Origin of the sequence: Paenibacillus sp. DMB20 (assembly GCF_000987955.1) — a bacterium.
Lineage (GTDB): Bacteria > Bacillota > Bacilli > Paenibacillales > Paenibacillaceae > Paenibacillus_AQ.
The window spans coordinates 24,447-45,293 of sequence record NZ_LAZU01000044.1; the positions used below are offsets into that span (position 1 = coordinate 24,447).

The window sequence follows — 20,847 nt, forward strand, 5'->3', positions numbered from 1 at the left end:
CTACAACCCCTTGTTAATATAGAGTCCAAGACCCGCCAAAAGAAGGCTCACAGCCCAAAACGTAATGACTACCCGCCATTCCGACCAGCCGGACAATTCAAAATGGTGGTGAATCGGACTCATTTTGAAAATACGCTTGCCTCTCAATTTGAAAGAAGCCACCTGAAGCACAACCGACAGCATTTCGATGACAAATACGCCGCCGATAACAAGAAAGAGCAGTTCGCTTTTGGTGACGATGGCGATAGCCCCGATCGCGCCGCCGATCCCCAGGGAACCGATGTCGCCCATGAATACTTTGGCCGGATGAGCGTTGAATACCAAAAATCCCAATACCGCCCCGATCATCGCCGCCGCGCCAAACCCCGCCGAAAACGATGTGGACTGTATGGCCACCAACGCATAAGCACCCAGCGCAATCGCGCTGACGCCCGAGAGCAGGCCGTCCACGCCATCGGTAAAGTTGACCGCGTTGCTTACCGCCTGCATCATGATCACGATAAACGGATAGTAGAACCACGGTCCCCAGTCAAAAGACCACTCCGTACCGGGTACGCCGATCGCGGTGCTGTGCCCGTTTGAAATAAGCAGCCAGCACATTATCCCTGCAAACAGAAGCTGTCCGAACAGCTTCTGAAGGGCCGTCAATCCCAAGGAGCGGCGGAATACGATTTTGACGTAATCATCAAGAAAGCCTACCAACCCGAAACCGAGCGCGCCCACAAGGAGGACATAGAAATTCGTATCGACGGGCGAAAATTTAATAAAAGTCAGTGTAAAGGCCAATAGAATAATGACGCCGCCCATCGTCGGCGTGCCGGCTTTTTTCAGGTGACTCTGCGGACCGTCGTCCCGAACCTGCTGACCGAATTTCATCCGGCGAAGCAACGGAATCAGCAACGGTGCGGAAATGACAGCAAGTATGAACGATACGCCGATCGTCAGCAATAACAGTTGAAAGTCCATGAAATCACCCCCTAACGTCGTTCTTCCCGCCGGTCAGGCTTTTTAATGCCTCAACGACGTCTTCCAGTTTCATGCCGCGCGAAGCTTTAACGAGAACGACATCCTTTTCGGATACTTCGCCGCATACCGCGTCGATCAATCTTTCTTTATCCGTAAATGCCTGTACCCGGCCTTCCGGAAGGCGGGATTTGGCTGCCTCCGCCACATGAAGGGATAACGGGCCGTAAGTATACACCAGGTCAATGCGCTCCGGCGACAAGTAATTCCCGATTTCGGCGTGGAAATCCCGTTCGCCGCTTCCAAGCTCAAGCATGTCCCCAAGCACGGCAATCCGGCGGCGGTACCCTTTCATGTCCGCGAGGACATCCAGTGCCGCCTTGACGGACATCGGGCTGGCGTTGTATGCATCGTTCAGCACCGTAACGCCGTGCACCGTCTCGATGCATTCGATGCGCATGCTTGTCAGCTTCAAGCCGGTCAGTCCTTGGCGGATTTGATCGTCATTTATCCCGAAATGACGGGCTACGGCAAGGGCCGCCAGCGCATTAACCACATTGTGGCGCCCCAGCAGGGGGAGGCTGATGCCTTCTCCGGCATGACGGCTGGAAGTGAAGATCATCCCTCTGGCATGGAACATCATGCCGGTCGGATAATCATCGTTGCGGTCGCCCGTTCCAAAGGTGAAGATATTTAGATCTTCCGGTTTTAGAGTCGCAGGCTCGCCGAGCACCTGATGCAGCAGCGGCTCATCCCCATGATATACGAGGAGGCCTCCCGGCTTCAGGCCGCTGATAATCTCCATCTTGGCCCTGGCAATTTCTTCCCTTGAGCCGAGCTGCAGCAGATGGGCCTCGCCCACATTGGTAATGACGGCAACATCCGGCCGGGCGATGGATGAAAGCAGCTCGATCTCGTGCCGTCCGCTCATTCCCATTTCGAGCACCACGATTTCTGTATCCTCCGGCATGGCCAGAACCGTTAACGGCAGGCCGATCTGATTGTTGAAATTGCCCTGCGTCTTATGAACCCTGTACCGGGTTTCCAGCAGCGACGTGACCATATCCTTGACCGTGGTTTTTCCGTTGCTCCCCGTTATTCCCACAACCTTGACGCCGCTTTGCCCAAGATAAGACGAAGCCAGCGACTGGAGAGCCGCCAGCGTATCGTCCACCATGATTACGGATCCGTCCGGAGGCGTGCCGCGATCGCGCTGCCACAAAACGGCACCCGCGCCGTCCGCCAAGGCCTGGGCCGCAAAATCATGGCCGTCAAACCGCTCGCCCGCGAGCGGGACATACAGGCACCCTTTTTGTATTTTTCGGGAGTCCGTGCAGACTCCTTGGATCATCGTTTCTTCATCATGGTTTCGCATAAGCGCACCGCCGCACATCTCTGCAGTGCTTCTCAAATTAGTATGGATCACAATTGTCTGCCCCTTATCGCTTCTTTTGCAACGATGCGGTCGTCGAAATCGAGTACGGCCCCCGCAATCAGTTGATAGGTCTCATGACCTTTCCCCGCAATCAATACTACATCTCCCGGGCTTGCCATTTCAATAGCCTTTTTGATCGCCTCCCTGCGGTCGACGATAAGCTGGTAACGCGATGGCTCCTTCCCCGCCTCCAGCAACCCGGCTTCAATGTCTTTCAGGATGAGCTCCGGATCTTCCGTTCTTGGATTGTCGGAGGTGACAAGGACGATATCGCTCAACTGCGCGGCAATCTTTCCCATCATGGGACGCTTGCCTTTGTCCCTGTCGCCTCCGCATCCGAATACGGTAATAATCCGGCCGTCGGCGATATCCTGCACCGTCCGCAGCACGTTCTCAAGGCCGTCCGGCGTATGGGCGTAATCCACGATTACCGCAAACGGCTGGCCCTCATCCACCGCCTCCACCCGTCCTTCCACGCCTGGGACCGCCTCCAGGCTTTTTTTGATGTCCGCGATCGGGACCCCTTCAAGGAGAGACGCCGCTATCGCGGCCATCGTATTGTATACATTGAATTTGCCGATCATTTTCAGGGAAATATCCGCGCTGCCGCGAAACGTCTGCACATGAAAAGAAGTTCCGCCAGCCGTTACCGAAATCTCCGAGGCCCGTATGTCGGCCTCCTGCCGTATTCCGTATGTAATCACTTCAGCCGCAGTAAGCTTGGCAAATTGTGCCGATGCTTGGTCATCCGCGTTGAGAACGGCGTACTTCCGCTGTTTGGGGTCCTTGGCAAAAGCATTGCCAAGCCGTGAAAAAAACAATCCTTTGGCGGAACGATACTCTTCGACCGAGTGGTGGTAATCAAGATGGTCCTGCGTCAGGTTCGTAAATACCGCGGTCCGGAAATCCGTTCCTTTGACCCGCCCCTGCTCCAATGCGTGGGAAGACACCTCCATCACGCAAAACTCGGTCCCGGCCCGTGCCATCCGGTCCAAGCTCCTCTGCAGGTCCAGCGCTTCCGGCGTCGTTCCCGACATCCGGAACGATCTGCCGCCGTATTTCATTTGAATGGTGCCGATCAGACCGGTTTTATGTCCGTAATCGCTTATGATTTTATCAATAAGATAGGTTGTGGTGGTTTTGCCGTTTGTCCCCGTCACGCCGATGATCGTCATTTTTTGGCTGGGATGGCCGTAAAAAACGTCCGCCAGGGCGGCCAGCGCAAACCGGGTGTCCTTCACAAGAACCTGAGGAAGAGGCGTTTCCAGTTTCCGGTCGACGACCAGGGCGGCCGCCCCCTTTTCCTTCGCTTCCTCCGCAAAATCATGGCCGTCCACGGTGTGACCCTGGAGGCAAATAAAAAGGTCCCCCGGCTTTACTTGCCTGGAATCCGTTTGAAGACCGGAGACGGGCGTTTCCCCCTCACCAACGATAACGGCGACAGCCAAAACGGATGTCAAATCATTCAGTTTCATCGTCATCCCCCCATATGTGCGCGCTTCGTATCGGCATCCATTACGACGCGATACTAATGCGTATGCTCCTCTTCCGGAGAAGCATTCCCCATATATATCCGGATCGTGGAACCGCGCTCCACCCGGCTTCCCGGCTTGGGAGCCTGGCTGATCACCGTATTGCCGGTACCCGACTTCGCCAGCATGAAGTTCATGTTCAGTTCTTCGTATAATTCCTGAACGGTGGCGCCGACTAGGTCAGGCACGGTGACAATCGGGGTCTCCCCGTATCTGTATTCCCGTGCCAGCTGGTCTTTACGCTGCGGAACCTGCATGTAGTGCAGCGAGTCCTCCAGGATGTTCTGGACGATCGGGGCGGCAACGACGCCGCCGAATTGGATTCCCTTCGGATTATCGACGGCAGCGTACACGACGATCTGCGGGTCGTCCGCCGGAGCAAAGCCGATGAAGGATACGATGTGTTCGGTCGAGGAATAACGGCCGTTAATGACCTTTTGGGCCGTCCCGGTCTTTCCGCCGACCCGGTACCCGTCGATGAATGCGGGACGGCCCGTCCCTTTGGCAACGACGCTCTCCAGCGCCTCCCTCACCTTTTTGGACGTTTCTTCCGAAATCACCTGTCTGACCGGCTCGGGTTTCACCTCGTCCACCACCTCGCCGGTTTCCGGGTGAACCCAGGCTTTCGCCACATGCGGGGTATACAGCTTCCCGCCGTTGATCGCGGCGGATACCGCGGCCACCTGCTGGATCGGCGTCACCGATACGCCCTGTCCGAAAGCGGTGGTAGCCAGCTCAACCGGCCCTACTCTCGACAGTTTGAACAGGATCCCGTTTTCTTCTCCGATCAGATCCACGCCCGTCTTCGTTCCAAAGCCGAAATCACGGATATATTGAAAAAGGGTCTCTTTGCCCAGCTTTTGACCGAGCGCGACAAACCCCGGGTTGCAGGAGTTCTGCACGACTTCCATGAATGTTTGGCTTCCGTGTCCCCCTCTCTTCCAGCAGCGGAGCCTGGCTCCTCCTACCTCGACGGCGCCGGAATCAAAAAAAATGGTCGTTTTTCAAATCCACTTTGCCTTCTTCAAGCGCAGCGGCAAGCGTGATGATCTTAAAGGTCGATCCGGGCTCGTAGGTCATCCAGATCGGAAGATTGCGGTTGTAGACCTCCGCGTCATATTCCTTATACTTTCCCGGGGAATAGCCGGGACGGCTCGCCATAGCCAGGATCTCGCCATTTTTCGGATTCATCGCAATGGCCCAACTGGCATTGGCCTGGTATTTGACCATGGCCTGATCCAGCTCGCGTTCCATGATGGCTTGAATGGACTTGTCGGTGGTAAGCTTCAGATGAAGCCCGTCCCGCGGCTGCATGTATTTTTCCGAAGACCCGGGCATGAGCCGCCCTCCGGCATCCGACAAGTAGGAAATGCTCCCGTTTAAGCCGCTGAGCTTATCGTCGTATTTCTTCTCGGTTCCCGTCAGGCCCTGGTTGTCGATGCCGGTAAATCCTAGAATGTGCGCCGCCAGGCCGCCGTAAGGATAATATCGTTTATTGTCCTCAGCAACAACGATACCCGGCAGCTTCAAATCACGAATTTCCTGAGCCAGCTCCATCGTAATTTTTCGTCCGCCGGGTTTGATTCGTTCCACCATGGAACCCCGCTTCGTAATGATCTTCTTCACGTCGGCCTCGTTCATGCCCAGCTTGGAAGATAACAATTTGGCCGTTTTATCCGGCTCTTTGATTTGAACCGGAATGGCCATAATGGTCGGTGTGCTGATATTCGTGACTAACGCCTCTCCATTGCGGTCCAGGATATTTCCGCGTTTGGCGGCAAAAGGAATATTCCGTCGCCAGGATTCCTCCGCTTTCGCGGACAATTCGGCCCCTTTGCCGATTTGCACGTAAGCAAGCCGGACCACAAGGGCAGTGAACATCAAGATCAGCAGCAGCAGGCTCCAGAGCAGTCTGCGGCGCCGGGATACCGTAGATACTTTCAACTTGCTTCCCTCCCCCAATTGAACCCTAATCGTCATGAACCGTGTTTATCTCATGAGTATTCGGGACAACCAGGGGTTAGAACAAGCTATTCCTTGTTTCCCTGAGCCTCGCTCCCTGCAGTGGCCTCTTCCTCTTTGCCGTCTGCAGATGAAGCCGTGCCCTTTACCGTCTCCTCAGCCGGCCGGAGGGTAAGATATACGACACGGGAGCCTTTTTCGGTCGTCTCCTTCTGTTCGGAGACATAGCCTTCGCCCTGAACAACGGCCTTGACCTTCATCAAGTTCAGAACGTCTATGGCATCCCTGAGGGATCCCCCCCGAAGATCCGGAATTTTCATCTTCTTTTCATCCTCGGTCAGAAGATATATCCGCTGACCCGCAGCGATCGGAGTTCCCGGGGGCGGGTACTGCTTCTTCAATGTACTGCCTTTGCCCAATACTTCAAAAGCGAATCCTTCCTCCAAAAGCTTTGTTTTGATGTCGTTCGCTTTCATCCCGGATAAATCGGGAGCTTCGCGCATATCCGGAACGACGGCAGCTGCGGCTTTGTTCTTCTTTTCATTTTTTTTTCGCAGCATCCGTTTTGGGCACGCCCCAATATTTCAGCGTTTGGGATACGATTTTTTTGAACACGGGGGCAGCAGCTCTGCCTCCGCCGATATCTCTTTCGTTCGGCTCGTCAATGATGACAAGCACGGCGATTTTCGGATCGTCGACCGGGGCGTATCCGATAAATGATACGATCCGTTTGGAGCGGTCGCTGTAATCCCCCTTCACCGCGGTACCGGTTTTTCCAGCTACCCGGTAACCGTCGATATATGCATATTTCCCTGTTCCCTTATCCTGGTCCGCTACGACCTGTTCCAGGTATTTGCCGGTTTCTTTCGCCGTTTCGGGAGAGATGACCTGCCTTATCACTTTCGGCTGAACCTTTTCCACCTTGCCGGTGTTCGGATCCTGTTTTTCCTTGATGATTTGGGGCTTCATCAACTTACCCCCGTTCGCCACGGCGGAAATCGCCGCGAGCTGCTGGATCGGCGTAACCGAAACCGCGTAGCCGTAAGGCACGGTGGATATATCGATATCGCGCTCCATGTTCATCCGTCCGAGTACCTCACCCGGCAAGTCGATTCCCGTCTTCTCGCTGAATCCAAACAGGTTGATGTAATTTTTCAAACGCTCTTTGCCGAGCATCTCGTAACCCAGCTTAACGAACGCCACGTTACTTGATCTTTTTACCCCTTCCAGATAGGTGATGGTTCCCCATCCGTCCCGTTTGATGTCCCAGTGGGTTCTGCCCCCCGCCCGAATGGAACCGGAAACGTACCAAGCGCCGGGATCAAACAGGTTTTCCTGAATGGCGCTTGCAAGGGTCACGATTTTGAATGTCGAACCGGGTTCGTAGGTTGATCTGATGGCATGATTATAAAAATTCCCGTAATCCTCTGTCTCCCAATAAATATTCGGATCAAATGTCGGCATATTCGCCATGCCTAGAATTTCCATGGTATTCGGATCCGCCGCGATCACCGTCATACTGACCGGTTGAAATTGGTCGTAGGCTTCCTGCATGGCATCCTGGATATAATACTGGATTGTATCATCGATCGTCAGCATAAAATTTTTCCCATTTTTGGCAGGCTGGTACACTTCGTCGGCCGAAGGAATCTTGACTCCCTTTTTGTCGCTCTTGTATTTGGCGAAGCCGTCCACGCCCTTCAGTTCATCGTCAAACATTAATTCGAACCCGTCCTGGGCAACGCCCTGACGGTCCGTATATCCAAGAATATGGGCAGCCAGGTTGTTTCTTGGATAAAAGCGTTTTTTTCTGCGCGATCAGGCTGACTCCGGAATCCGGCACCTTCCCTTCCGCCCGCAGCTTGTCCTCAAGCTTTTTCTTGAGATCCTCCACCTGCTTTTTCTTGTCCTCATTGATCTTCAAGCCCTCATTGCGGACCTCGCGGTTGATAAGGTAAGCCCCGTCCTTATCCTTGGCGGTGACAAGTTCCCTTAATTCGTCCTCTTTCTTTCCGAGCACACCGTGGAGGCCTTCCACCACCTCGTCCTCCATTTTGTTCGCCTGGATTACCTTAGGATTGACCACGACCGTATAGGCAGGGGCGTCCATCGCGAGAATATCGCCGTCCCGGTCCATGATCGTGCCCCGTGAAGCAGGAAGCGGCTGCTCACGATTCCATTTCTTCATTGCCTCCTTCTGCCAGAAATCGTTATCGACGACCTGCAGCCAAAAAAATACGTCCGATCAATAAAGCAAAAAAGAGGGTAATAAATCCCCCTATCAGCAATGTTCGCAGTTTGATTTTTTTTTATCATCGGTTCAACCTCACTACCTGTTCTAGTTTCCCGACGTACTACTGGATGTCACTGATTTGCCGGTATTGTCATGTACGTGGATGGCATCGTCTTGCTCCGCTTGGACATAGCCGAGTTCCTTTGCTTTCTGCACGATCCCCATCTCAAGCGTCTGTTTTTTTCACCTGAAGAATGTTAATGTTTTTATTGGCTTCCCGGATCGCGGCATCCGAATTTTGGATTTGGCGGTTGAGCTCGTAAATCTTGACGTGGCTCATTCCGATCCATCCCATCATCCCCACCACAAACATGACGGACAGCAGATATAACAGCTTTTCTTTTTTGGGCAGTTGCGAACGGCGTTTAATGACCGTCGTCTTTTCGACATAACTGGACGGGCGTTCCGTCTGCCGCTCTTGTACGGCCAAATTGCCGCGTGTGTAGGCCATGGCTGCATTCTCCTTATTCTAGATTTTCTGGTTACAATGAACTTTCACAATTAGTTATAATTTTTCCGCGATGCGCAGCTTGGCCGAACGGGCGCGGGGGTTAGATGCAACTTCGGACTCGCTTGGAGCGATAGGCTTGCGGTTCACCAGCTTCAGCAGGCCTTTTCCGCCGCCGCAAACACACATCGGAAAATCGGGCGGACAAGTGCATTTCGGGATATAGCCGTTAAAGATTTGTTTGCAGATTCGGTCTTCCAGGGAATGGAAGGTAATGACGGATACGCGTCCTCCGGGCGCAAGGCATTTCACGGCCTGGTGCAAGGCATCCTCAAAGGCGCCAAGCTCGTCATTGACCGCGATCCGCAGCGCCTGAAAACTCCGTTTGGCCGGATGGCCTCCCGTGCGGCGCGCCGCAGCCGGTATTCCTTCTTTAATCATATCGACCAATTGACCTGTTGTTTGAATGGGATCGTTGACCCGCCTTTCGCAAATCACTTTGGCGATCCGTCTTGAGAACTTCTCTTCCCCATATTCGTACAAAATTCTCGCAATCTCCTGCTCCGGCCAAACATTAACGATCTCGGCGGCCGTTAGCTCCGCCGACTGGTCCATCCTCATGTCGAGCGGTGCATCGTGGTTGTAACTGAAACCTCTCTCCCCTTCGTCGAATTGCGGAGAAGATACGCCCAAATCAAACAGAATGCCGTCGACACGGGAAATCCCGTCCCCGTCAGGATGGACTTCGCTTCGGAGCACCTCCTCCAGATCGCGAAAGTTCGTTTTGACCAAGGTGACCCTGTCTCCATAAGGCTTCAGAACCTCTTTCGCGTTGTCCAGCGCCCAATCGTCCTGATCCAACGCGATAAGCCGGCCCCGAGAGCCCAGTCTGGAAGCGATCAGCGAGCTGTGACCCGCCCCGCCCAGAGTACAGTCAACATATATACCGTCCGGTTTGATGCGCAGCCCTTCTGTCGCTTCTTCCTTAAGCACCGTGATGTGATGAAACAAGCTGCAGCCCTCCATAATCTTCTAATCAACCTAACATGCCTATGTAGCGTGGGTTGTTACAGGTCGAAATCGAAATCGACCAGCTTCTCAGCGATGTCGTTAAACGCTTCCTCCGACTGCTGATAGTATTGTTGCCACTGCTCTTTGCTCCAAATTTCCACCCGGCTGGATACGCCGATCACGACGCACTCCTTGTCGAGCTTCGCAAATTCGCGCAAATTGCCCGGCAAATTTACCCTTCCCTGTTTATCCCATTCGCATTCCGTCGCACCGGAGAAAAAAAAAGCGGGTAAATGCCCGGGCGTCCGACTTCATGAGCGGAAGGGATTTGAGTTTTTGCTCCATGATGGCCCATTCTTCCCTGGGATATACAAAGAGACATTGGTCCAAACCGCGGGTTACGACAAAAGAGCTACCCAGGAGTTCCCTAAATTTTGCCGGGATCGTGATTCTCCCTTTATCATCGATGCTATGCTGAAACTCCCCCATAAACATCAGGCACGCTCACCCCTTAACCCCGATTCCCCACTTTGCACCACTTTCCACCACTTTAGGATAATAGATTCGTCGCAAAGAATCAAATTCCTTCAATGGATAAATTGTTTTTTTGGAAGTTTCAAGCAGCAAAAAAAAAGCCCCGCCCGATTCTTTCGAATCGGATGAGGCTCCTGACACGTCGCATAACTCCGTAAAAGCACTGATTCGGGTTAGTTCACCGCCAACTTTGGTTTAAGAAGCGAATACAAGAAGTGGAAACGGCCACTGCATACCTAAATTCACAACTCAAATGCTTCCGGAGGAAATAAACGCGATTTTTTAAAGCCGCTCTTTAGTGCTGCGCCCAGCTGTCCAGGTATGATTTTTGTTCCTCGCTCAGCTGATCGATGCCAAGCCCAAGACTTTCCAGCTTGTAACGTGCCACCTGTTCATCCAGCTCATACGGAACATTAACGACACGGCTGCCGATGCTTTGATACTGATCGTTTACATATTTCAGCGACAAGGCTTGAAGGGCAAACGTCATATCCATGATTTCCGCGGGATGGCCGTCGCCGGCCGCCAGGTTTACGAGACGCCCTTCAGCCAGAAGATAAATTTTGCGTCCGTCCTTCAGTTGGTACTCCTCGATGTTGCGGCGGACGGTGCGGACCGACTGCGAACGGGACGCGAGATCCGGTTTGTTGACCTCCACGTCAAAGTGCCCGGCATTGGAGAGAATCGCTCCGTCCTTCATCACGTCGTAGTGCTCGCCGCTGATCACGTCGCGGTTGCCGGTAACGGTTACGAAGAAGTCGCCGTGCTTGGCGGCTTCGAGCATCGGCATGACGCGGAAGCCGTCCATGTATGCTTCAACGGCTTTGATGGCATCCACTTCCGTGACGATCACGTTGGCTCCCAATCCTTTTGCCCGCATCGCTACGCCTTTTCCGCACCACCCGTAACCGACCACGACGACGGTTTTGCCGGCGACGACCAGGTTGGTCGTCCGGTTGATGCCGTCCCATACCGATTGGCCTGTACCGTAACGGTTATCGAATAAGTATTTGCAGAAAGCGTCGTTAACCGCGACCATAGGAAACTTGAGAGCACCCTCTTTTTCCAAAGACTTCAGTCTCAGGATACCGGTTGTCGTCTCCTCCGCGCCGCCGCGGATGTTCTTTAACAGATCCGGACGTTCGGCATGAAGAATGGTGACCAGGTCGCCGCCGTCGTCGATAAGGAGATCGGGAGCGGTCTCCAGCGCGCGGATCAGCAGTTCCTTGTATTCCTCCGGCTCGGGATTATATTTGGCGAACACGGTTACGCCGTCCTCCACCAACGCCGCGCAAACATCGTCCTGCGTGGAAAGCGGGTTGCTTCCCGTAATCGTTACTTCAGCCCCTCCGGCTTGAATGACCTTGGCCAGGTAAGCGGTTTTGGCTTCCAGGTGCAGGGAAATGGCAACCTTGAGGCCTTTGAACGGCAGCTCCTCCTCGAACTGTTTGCGAACCCGGTTGAGCACAGGCATATGCGCTTCTACCCAGTCGATCTTTAAGTGACCTTCCGGTGCCAACTTCAAATCCTTAATCACGCTATTCTGAATGGACATGGAACTCATAACACAGCCTCCCCTTCATTTTTTGCCGACCTTAAAAAACATATCCAAGCCGCGGGCTTAGAGCCTGGGCAATGAACGAAGAATTACAGATATACGGCCCGGTGAATCCCCGAATCGTCATAAGGAAGTTCCATGAGCCGATCCACCAATGACCATCCGAAGCGGTTTAGATAATAAAACGCGTTATAAACCCGCTCCTGCGGTCTGCCAAGCGGAGCCAGAGCGGCTTCGATCCGCTCCCATTGGAGCAGCGAAGCACCGTGCTGCTGCTCCAGGGCAGCTTTGGATTTATTCAGCAGAAAATCCATCTGATCCAAAATTTTCTGTTTATTGCTTTCTCCCAATTTTAACAGTCCCGGCTGCAAACTGCCAAGGTCCCGGAGGAGAGGTTCATACAGTTTCTCAAAAGAGTCTTTCGTTTCCCGGAAGCGGTCATCGAGACCCAGGCGATCCTGCCCCGCCAGCCACTCTTCGCGTTTCCTCTGCAGGTCGTTCATCACATCCTGAAAAGTCAGGCCGAATTTTTCCATCGGCTTCAGCGAGGAATCCTCCACCAGGCTGAAGGACATCCGCGGCAAAATCAGCGGCATCTGAAGACCGAACTTACCGAAAGCATACCGCGTAATCGCCCAATAAGCAATCTCTCCCTGTCCCAGCACCGTCCCAAGCACCGGCAAAACGGAGTCCTGCATCAACGGCCGTGTCAGCACGTTGTTGCTGAACCTTTCGGGATGCTTTTCAAGCTCGGCCAACAGCTCTCCTTCCGACATGGAGATCAAGCCTTTGCGGTCCGTAAACCTGCCTTCTTCTTTATAAAGAAGCAGCCTTTGGTTATCGTGGAGATAGAAAAGATTCGCCCCGTTTTCATGCGCCTCGGCCTGAAGTTCATATCCAAGTCCCGTCAAATCGCGGGCCGCTTGACTGTAAGCTTGGGCCAAAGCGCCGCCCTGCCTGATGATCCCCTCGAAAATCGGCTTTTCCAACTTTCTCAGCATAGGGTTCGCCGAGTCCAGCAGTACAAGGCCGTACTTGCCGAACAGTTTGCCCATCAGTTTGGCAAAGGCATCGGTCAAGCCCCGGGAATGCTCAGCAGCCTCGCGGAGCGATGTCAGGATCTCCTGTTTGTATTCGCTGTCTGCGAGAAGCTCCTGCATTTCATTCAAAACCGCCTCCCATTGCCGGCCATTCACCGGCGTAAAGCTGACGGAAGTGCGCGAGGCGTCTGCGGCATCCATCTTGATCTTGGTCACCTGCAGATCGGAAGACGGAACATATGTATGATTCACTTCATCCCAGTCGTGGTCCTCTCCGGCGATCCAGAATACCGGAATAACCGGTCTGTCCAGCCTTGCTTGCGCTTCGCGGGCCGCCTGAATGATGGTGACGGCTTTGTAGATCACGAGCATCGGGCCCGTAAACAGACCGCTCTGCTGCCCTCCCGCAATGACAAGCGTGCCCTCGCGTTCCAGCAGGTCAATCGACTTATGCACGGCCTCATGACGGTTATGGATGTCGTTGTATGAACGCAGGCAGTCAGCCAGCGCTTTACGGCCGATTCTTTTGTCTTCGCTCTGGTCCAGCCAATGCGCCCGCTCTTCCCAGCTTTTCGGATCCTTGTGGCTGCCGCCGTAAAAGCCGCTTACTTGGCCGTGCCGGTGTAAATAATCATGCGAAAGCCGCGAGCCGCCTGATAACGGCTCCGGAACTATATTCATGAGGGATGCCTCCTATTCTGCTACAACCTAACCTATGAACTTACTTTAGTAAAGCCTTCTTTGATTGTACCGAATGATCATGTTCTCCGTCAAAGGGAAAGAAAAACCGCCAGCACGATGCTGACGGTTTCTTGGAAACTGCCCGACACTTTTATCTTCAGGCCGGATTAGGCGTAAGCTTTGCTGACCCAGTGGCCTTTTGAAACCTCCACCAATTCGGTGTCCTGCTCGTTGAGAACCACGGTGCCGTCTTCCCCCTTGGCGGCGGAAATCGGACCCTGCATATCGTTTTCCATAGTCAGGCGTTTCTTGTTCGCTTCGATTTCCGGATCGGGAATCGGAATGGCGGACAGCAGGGTTTTGGTATATGGATGGATCGGGTTGGCATAAAGCTCCTCGCTGTCCGCCAGCTCCACCATCTTGCCAAGGTACATGACCGCAACGCGGTCGCTGATATGCTTGACCATGGACAAATCGTGCGCGATGAACAGGTAAGTCAGACCGAGGCGGTTCTGCAGGTCTTTCAGCAGATTGACCACCTGCGCTTGAATCGACACGTCGAGCGCAGAAATCGGCTCGTCGCAGATGATGAATTTCGGATTCACGGCCAAAGCGCGTGCGATGCCGATCCGCTGGCGCTGGCCTCCGGAGAATTCGTGAGGATAGCGCGTCGCATGGTCGCTGTTCAGGCCGACCATGTCGAGCAGCTCCTCCACGCGTTTTTTTCCGTTCGGCACGGCTGCCGGCCAAGCCGTGAATGTCGAGCGCTTCGCCGATAATGTCCGTTACGGTAAAACGGGGGTTCAGCGACGCGTATGGATCCTGGAAGATCATCTGCATGTCCCGGCGCATCGCCTTCATTTTTTTTCGGCGACAGCTTGTAAATGTCGGTACCGTTAAAATGGACGCTGCCGGCGGTAGGCTCATACAGGCGGAGAATCGTGCGCCCCGCAGTCGATTTGCCGCAGCCGGATTCTCCAACCATTCCAAGCGTCTCGCCTTCGCGGATATTGAAATTGAGATTGTCGACGGCTTTCAAAATTTTGCCGCCGCCGACGTTAAAATACTTTTTCAATCCTTGAACTTCAATGAGGTTATTGCTCTTCATGATGACTGACCCTCCCGTGCCATCGGATGGAGATTCCAGCAGCGCGCCGTATGCGTGTCGCTGAATTCGGTCGCACCCGGATCGATTCGCTCGCAGATCCTCATGGCCTCGTCGCAGCGCGCGCAGAACGGGCAACCCGCCGGCGGCTTGATCAGGTCGGGAGGCGTGCCGATAATCGGGATCAGCGGCTCATCCTTCTTCTGGTCCAGACGCGGCATGGAACGGAGAAGGCCTTTCGTGTAGGGATGCTGCGGGTTTTTAAAGATCTCCCATTTGGTGCCGGTCTCCACCACCTCGCCCGCATACATGACGATCACCCGGTCGCACATGCCGGCCACGACGCCCAGGTCATGCGTAATCAGGATAATGGATGTGCCCAGGCGCTCCTGCATGTCTTTCATGACGTCCATGATTTGCGCCTGGATCGTCACGTCGAGCGCAGTCGTAGGCTCGTCCGCAATAAGCAGGGCGGGACTGCAGGCAAGGGCGATGGCAATCATCGCCCGCTGGCGCATGCCGCCGGAAAATTCGTGCGGATATTGATCGAAGCGCTCCTCGGCATTTTTGATGCCGACCAGCTTAAGCATTTCGATGGCTTGCTTTTTCGCTTCCGCTTTGGACATGCTTTGGTGCTTCACGAGCACCTCCGTGATCTGTTTGCCTATTTTAATCGTCGGATTCAAGGAAGTCATCGGATCCTGAAAAATCATCCCGATATCCTTTCCGCGGATGCTTTCCATCTGTTTGTTCGTCTTCTTGAGAAGGTCTTGTCCCTGAAAGATGACCTCGCCCTTTTTAATGATGGAAGGGGGGGACGGGATCAGGCGCATGATCGTCTGGGCGGTAACGCTTTTCCCGCTTCCGGATTCGCCTACGATGGCAACCGTCTCTCCTTTGCCGACTTCAAAATTAACGCCGCGCACAGCCTTCACTTCTCCGCCGCGCACGTTAAATGAAACGTTAAGGTCCTTCACCTGCAAAATCGGTTCCATATTTCCCACCTCCTATTTTTTCAATTTCGGATCAAGCGCGTCCCGAAGCCCGTCGCCGAAAATATTGAACGCCAGCATCGTCAAGCTGAGGAACAGAGCCGGGAACAGCATCCGCCAAGGATAGTACATCCATCCTTGCAAAGCATCGTTGATCATCGAGCCCCAGGATGCGACCGGAGCTTGTACGCCGAGACCGAGGAAGCTGAGGAACGCTTCCGCGAAAATCGCGTTCGGCACGGACAGGGTCAGCGTAACGATAATCGGACCCAGCGCGTTCGGGATCAGATGGCGGAACAGCAGCCGGGACGCGCCCGCGCCCATCGAGCGGGAAGCCAGCACGTATTCCCTGTTCTTCAGCTGCATGATCTCGCCCCGGACGATCCAAGACATGTTGATCCATCCGGTAATGGTAAGCGCCAGAATGATCGTGCCAAGGCTCGGTTCAAAGACGACCAGCAGAAGGATCGTGACCAAAAGATATGGGATGGAGTAAAGAATCTCCGCGAATTTGTTCATGAATTCATCGAGGCGGCCGCCGAAAAAGCCCATCACGCCGCCGTAAATGACACCGATCATCAGGTCGATTGCCGCCGCCGCAAGGCCGACGGTCAAGGAAATCCGGGCGCCCATCCATGTGCGGACGAACACGTCCCGTCCAAGGTCGTCGGTGCCGAACCAATGCTCCGAGGAAGGAGCCATATTCGTATTCATCAAATCGTTCGTTTCATAGTCGTATTTAGAGATCATAGGCCCGATAATGGCCATTATGACGATCAGGATCATGACGATCAGGCCGGTCATGGCGAGTTTGTTTTTGCGCAATCGTTCCCAGGAGTCTCGCCAAGCCGACAGGCTTTCACGCTGTATTACTTCCGACTGCTTCTCGTCTACGCCTATTTTCTGGAAATCCTCTGGTCTCAGGTCTTCAGCGGAAGCTTGCATCAATGTATGTTCTGTCGCCATGGTTAACCCTCCTTCCCGCCGGTAAGCTTAATGCGCGGATCCACCAGCACATAGGCGATATCCGTTATAAAACGGGCCGTCATCAGCAGGATCCCGTAAAAAATCGTAATCCCCATGATTACGGTGTAATCCCGGTTCGTAATGCTGTCTACAAACTGTTTGCCGATGCCGCCGATGCCGAAAATCTGCTCGATGACGACAGAGCCGGTAATAATATTGGCCGTCATCGGTCCGACATACGTAACCACCGGCAGAATGCCGTTGCGGATGACGTGACGGAACATGATGGCGATCCAGCTCAAACCTTTGGCCTTGGCCGTTTTGATATAATCCGAATGAAGCACTTCCAGCATGCTGGAGCGGGTCAGCCGGGCGATAAAGGCAATCGGCTGGGCGGACAAAGCCATCACCGGAAGCACATAGTCCAACGGGCCGTTAAAACCCATGACATTGAAAATGCCTGCCTTTTCAGCCAAAACGTACTGCAGCAAAGATGCGAGCACAAAGCTCGGTACAGCGATGCCCAAAACGGAAATGATCATCGCCACGTTGTCGATTAGTTTCCGGTGGTACAAAGCGGCCAGCATGCCGAGCAGCACGCCGACAATGACGGAGACGACGATCGCAATCAGCCCCAGCTTCAAGGACGGTGCAAACGTATCCGTAATAATGCCCGTAACGCTTTGACCCTGCTGTTTCATGGACAGGCCGAGATCCCCCTGCAAAATATTCCCCAAGTATTTCGTATACTGCTGAAAAACCGGTTTATCCAAATCATACTGCTCCATCAGCCTGGCCAATATTTCCGGCGAAGGCTTTTTTTTCTCCCATAAACGGATCGCCCGGTATGGCTTTCATGAGAAAAAAAAGTGGCTGAAATCAGTATGAACAACGATACAAGCATGTAAAAAAAACTTATTCGCTACATACCTCAGCATCCCGCTAACCTCCTGATCGATGTTCTATGCCAAGTCTAGTTTCAAGGTAACGAAAACTAAAACGAATATTCCATTTTATAAAGTCCCACCATAGAAAACAAGATTTGGAAATGACGTCCCAATACAAAAAATCGGGATATACATGAGGGAAGGCCCCCACATATATACCCCGAGTCGTAATCTTCAAAAAAACCGCTTTTTAAAGATTACTCAACATATGCACGCGTGAAGTCAAGATCCCCTTTGAAATCGATGTTGATGTTCTTCATCCAAGGTTTAACCAGAGAAACGCTGGAGTAGTAGTAAATCGGCATGACGATTTGATTGTCCTGAACCAGAATTTTCTCCGCCTTTGACATCAGTTCCATGCGCTTAGCGTTGTCGTCCGTAGCGTAAGCTTCTTCTACAAGCTTGTCGTACTCTTCGTTCTTGAACCCGGTGTCATTGTTGCCGCTGTTCGACGTCCACATATCGATGTAAGTCATCGGGTCGTTATAGTCCGCGCCCCAGCCGGAACGAGCCACTTGGTAATCCAGGTTGCTGCGGTTTTTCAGGAACACGCCCCATTCCTGGTTTTGCACTTTTACGCTTACGCCCAGATTGTTTTTCCACATGTCCGCAATCGCCAATGCGATTTTCTTGTGGTTGTCATCCGAATTGTGGATCAGCGTAACCTCAGGCAGGGTGGTATAGCCTTTTTCCTTCATGCCCTGCTCCAGAAGTTTCTTCGCTTCGTCCAGGTTCTCTTGGAAGTAGTTGTCCGCAACCTCTTTACGGTATTCGTCCTTTTGACCCTTAATGCCGGGAGGCACAAAGCCGAATGCCGGCGTCTGTCCGCCCTGCGTAATCTTGTCCACGATCGCTTGACGGTCAATCGCCATGGCAAAGGCCTTACGGATGTTTACATTGTCAAACGGCTCCTGCGTCGTGTTGAAAATGTAGAAATACGTAGACGAGATGCCTTTAATTTTCAGCTCGTCCGGCATTTCCTTTTTCACTGCGGTCAATTGGTCTGTCGGAATGTTGCCCACCGGATGGCCGGCATAGTCGAGCTCGCTGTTGCGGTAACTGGAAAGCTCCGTAGCCGAGCTGTTTACGATGCTCATCACGACTTTTTTGAAGCTTGATGGATTGGTTGTCCCAATATTGGTCGTTCTTCGCCAGCTCGATCTTCTGCCCTTTCGTCATGGAAGCAATCTTGAACGGGCCGTTTCCGATGAGGGTTTCCGCTTTTGTCGCCCATTTATCGTTATCCTTCGCCGATTGGTGGATAGGATAGAAAGACTGGAAAGACATCAGGCTAAGGAAATACGGAGTAGGATTTTCAAGCGTTACTTCAAGCGTATGGTCATCCTTCGCTTTCACGCCCACTTCATTGGCGTCTTTAATCTCGCCCATGTTATAAGCCTCAGCGTTTTTGATGTAGTAAAGCTGGTATGCATAAGGCGGAGCCGGCGTAGTTTTAGGATCCAGTACGCGTTTCCAGGCAAATTCGAAATCTTTGGCCGTAACCGGATCTCCGTTGCTCCACTTCGCGTCCTTGCGAAGCGTGAACACATACTTCAAGCCGTCTTTGGAAATCTCCCATTTCTCGGCTACCCCGGGTTGCTCTTCGCCGTTCGCGCCTTTGCGCGTCAAGCCCTCGAAAACGGCGTTGATGATCGTGTTCGAGTTGTTGTCCTTCGATTGTCCCGGATCCAATGTAGGAGGCTCGGAAGCAAGGTTCATCCGGAAAATTTGCTCTTTAGGCTTATTTCCGTTCCCAGTGGCGCTCTGGTCGTCGTTTTTTGTTGTTGGATCCGCATCCGGCCAACACGGTACCGACGGCAAGAATCAGCGTCAGAAGCAGCAGAAAACTTTTATGTTTCTTCATCTTGCAATTTTCCCCCTCATAGATTTTAGGTATATGCTTACCGATTATACAACCAGTGGTCAAAAAAAAGCCATAAAAAAGCCCCGCAAAAAAAACATCTCTGCGGGGATTTAGACACATGATTGTAAAAGGTTTTTTTATGTATGCGCTTCCTTTACATCACTTTAAATATGTATTGAATTAATCCAATAAATGTAAATAAAATATAACTGATACTCATCGTGACGAACGCCAGCCGCCAGACGGCCCGCACCAGTCTCTTCCCGTCAACCTGGCCCTTCCACCGGTTTTGGGCCCCGCCGATCAAACCTGCCGTAATTAATAGCAGAAGAAGTATAAGATAAAGTCCGAACTTATTCTGGAAAAAATTATTAAAAAGCGCGGACACGGAAATTATAAGAAACAGAGTGGTGACATCCATGGCCAGCCTGAATGCCTGCTTTCTGTCTTTCTTCCGGAGAGTGACGGTCACGTAAACGAGAATAAACGGGATCACCGGCACTACACTCATCATGATGAGAACACTCAATTTTGCACGCCTCCTTTAACTTCGTATTCCCTCGATCAGCTTCCAAACCAGACGATGCAGCGGTGCGTCGATACCGGCGTTCTCGCCCATTCGGACAATGCTGCCGTTTATGGATGCGGCTTCCGTCGGCCTTCCCTCCAGCACATCCTTCAGCATGGAGGACGTGTTAGCCGAAGTAGCCTGGCAAACCCGCACAATCTGTTCCCACAAATCGTCTTCCCGCTTAATGCCGCAGGCATCGTACACCGCCGCTCCCTCCTCATAAAGCTCTCTCATCAGAGCGACGCGGTTCTCCGCGGCCAAAAGCTCGCCGTTGGGGATGCGCCATAAAGCCGTCAAAGGATTAATCACGGCATTCATAAGCAATTTCCGAAAAATCATGACATCCAATTCTTTCGACAAAAAAGAGTCAAATCCTGCTCTGTTCAATTGTTCGATCAACGCATTTTCGGAACCCTGTCCCTCAGCCCCTGTGCCGTCCTTTGTAACATCGGCAGCTTGTCCGATCCATGTTGTCCCCCTTCCGGCATGCACTACCCCGGCAGCCCCGCTGCGCTTTGCCCCTTCCGTCGTTACCGCGGCATAAAGAGCCCATCCCGGCAGGTGCTGCCGCAGCAGCTCCATATGGCCTGTCCCGTTCTGAAAGCACAGCAGTTTATGGGAATCATCGGCATAAGGAGACAGCAGTTCTGTGGCAATGGATGCAACCGCGCTTTGCTTTACCATTAGAAATGTATAATCTCCGCCATGCGGACCGCCCGCCTGATGATAATCCCGAACGCATTCCGCACGAAAAGCGTCCGGCGGAATATAAAGGCTTCCCTCCGGCTCCTCAATGGAAATTCCCCGTTCCTGGAGCAGATTCGCCTGTTCCTTGCTGCGGCACCAGAAGGAAATGTCGGCTCCGCTTGCGGCGAGCCGCCCGCCGTACAACAATCCAAGCGAACCCGCTCCTATAATATGTATCTTCATCACATACTCCCGCCC

The 20,847-nt window shown here is 53.1% G+C and carries 14 protein-coding genes and 5 pseudogenes; all 19 read right to left on the reverse strand.

Annotation, left to right across the window (positions count from 1 at the left end; translation table 11 throughout):
* A complete protein-coding gene (gene mraY, locus XI25_RS25610) occupies nt 1–966 on the reverse strand; it encodes a phospho-N-acetylmuramoyl-pentapeptide-transferase (protein ID WP_046680844.1) in 966 nt (321 codons plus the stop codon).
* A 4-nt stretch (nt 967–970) separates the two neighbouring features.
* On the reverse strand, nt 971–2,389 hold the full coding sequence (locus tag XI25_RS25615) for a UDP-N-acetylmuramoyl-tripeptide--D-alanyl-D-alanine ligase (RefSeq protein ID WP_082112509.1): 1,419 nt from the start codon (nt 2,387–2,389) through the stop codon (nt 971–973).
* The gene (locus XI25_RS25620; RefSeq protein WP_046680846.1) at nt 2,386–3,873 is read right to left on the reverse strand and encodes a UDP-N-acetylmuramoyl-L-alanyl-D-glutamate--2,6-diaminopimelate ligase; all 1,488 of its coding nucleotides are present in this window, start codon (nt 3,871–3,873) and stop codon (nt 2,386–2,388) included. The genes XI25_RS25615 and XI25_RS25620 overlap by 4 nt, the downstream gene beginning before the upstream one ends.
* Before the next feature lie 53 nt (nt 3,874–3,926).
* Nucleotides 3,927–5,874, reverse strand: a pseudogene (locus tag XI25_RS25625) (stage V sporulation protein D).
* A gap of 86 nt (nt 5,875–5,960) precedes the next feature.
* Complete coding sequence (locus XI25_RS35395; RefSeq protein WP_235440405.1) at nt 5,961–6,452, reverse strand: PASTA domain-containing protein; 492 nt, start codon at nt 6,450–6,452, stop codon at nt 5,961–5,963.
* Nucleotides 6,433–7,611, reverse strand: a complete 1,179-nt coding sequence (locus tag XI25_RS35400; protein WP_235440407.1) for a peptidoglycan D,D-transpeptidase FtsI family protein — start codon at nt 7,609–7,611, stop codon at nt 6,433–6,435. Before XI25_RS35400 ends, XI25_RS35395 begins: the two co-directional genes overlap by 20 nt.
* The gene (locus tag XI25_RS35405) at nt 7,604–8,080 is read right to left on the reverse strand and encodes a hypothetical protein (protein ID WP_235440409.1); all 477 of its coding nucleotides are present in this window, start codon (nt 8,078–8,080) and stop codon (nt 7,604–7,606) included. Before XI25_RS35405 ends, XI25_RS35400 begins: the two co-directional genes overlap by 8 nt.
* Nucleotides 8,081–8,351: 271 nt before the next feature.
* Nucleotides 8,352–8,636: a hypothetical protein gene (locus XI25_RS25635; protein WP_235440411.1), complete on the reverse strand. Its 285-nt coding sequence runs from the start codon at nt 8,634–8,636 to the stop codon at nt 8,352–8,354.
* Between the two features lie 54 nt (nt 8,637–8,690).
* On the reverse strand, nt 8,691–9,644 hold the full coding sequence (gene rsmH / locus XI25_RS25640) for a 16S rRNA (cytosine(1402)-N(4))-methyltransferase RsmH (RefSeq protein WP_046680847.1): 954 nt from the start codon (nt 9,642–9,644) through the stop codon (nt 8,691–8,693).
* A gap of 56 nt (nt 9,645–9,700) precedes the next feature.
* A pseudogene (gene mraZ, locus XI25_RS25645) lies at nt 9,701–10,139 on the reverse strand (division/cell wall cluster transcriptional repressor MraZ).
* Nucleotides 10,140–10,473: 334 nt separating this feature from the next.
* The gene (locus XI25_RS25650) at nt 10,474–11,742 is read right to left on the reverse strand and encodes an adenosylhomocysteinase (RefSeq protein WP_046680848.1); all 1,269 of its coding nucleotides are present in this window, start codon (nt 11,740–11,742) and stop codon (nt 10,474–10,476) included.
* 83 nt (nt 11,743–11,825) lie between these two features.
* Nucleotides 11,826–13,457, reverse strand: a complete 1,632-nt coding sequence (gene bshC, locus XI25_RS25655) for a bacillithiol biosynthesis cysteine-adding enzyme BshC (protein ID WP_046680849.1) — start codon at nt 13,455–13,457, stop codon at nt 11,826–11,828.
* 167 nt (nt 13,458–13,624) lie between these two features.
* Nucleotides 13,625–14,565, reverse strand: a pseudogene (locus XI25_RS25660) (ABC transporter ATP-binding protein).
* Complete coding sequence (locus XI25_RS25665; protein WP_046680850.1) at nt 14,562–15,557, reverse strand: ABC transporter ATP-binding protein; 996 nt, start codon at nt 15,555–15,557, stop codon at nt 14,562–14,564. The pseudogene XI25_RS25660 and the gene XI25_RS25665 overlap by 4 nt, the downstream one beginning before the upstream one ends.
* Before the next feature lie 12 nt (nt 15,558–15,569).
* Nucleotides 15,570–16,520 (reverse strand): ABC transporter permease, encoded by a 951-nt coding sequence (locus tag XI25_RS25670; RefSeq protein WP_046680851.1) that lies wholly within the window; start codon nt 16,518–16,520, stop codon nt 15,570–15,572.
* A gap of 2 nt (nt 16,521–16,522) precedes the next feature.
* Nucleotides 16,523–17,458: pseudogene (locus tag XI25_RS25675) on the reverse strand (ABC transporter permease).
* A gap of 206 nt (nt 17,459–17,664) precedes the next feature.
* Nucleotides 17,665–19,331: pseudogene (locus XI25_RS25680) on the reverse strand (peptide ABC transporter substrate-binding protein).
* Nucleotides 19,332–19,485: 154 nt separating this feature from the next.
* Nucleotides 19,486–19,845 (reverse strand): DUF3397 domain-containing protein, encoded by a 360-nt coding sequence (locus tag XI25_RS25685; protein ID WP_046680892.1) that lies wholly within the window; start codon nt 19,843–19,845, stop codon nt 19,486–19,488.
* 30 nt (nt 19,846–19,875) lie between these two features.
* Nucleotides 19,876–20,832 (reverse strand): ketopantoate reductase family protein, encoded by a 957-nt coding sequence (locus XI25_RS25690; protein ID WP_046680852.1) that lies wholly within the window; start codon nt 20,830–20,832, stop codon nt 19,876–19,878.
* Nucleotides 20,833–20,847: the final 15 nt, after the last annotated feature.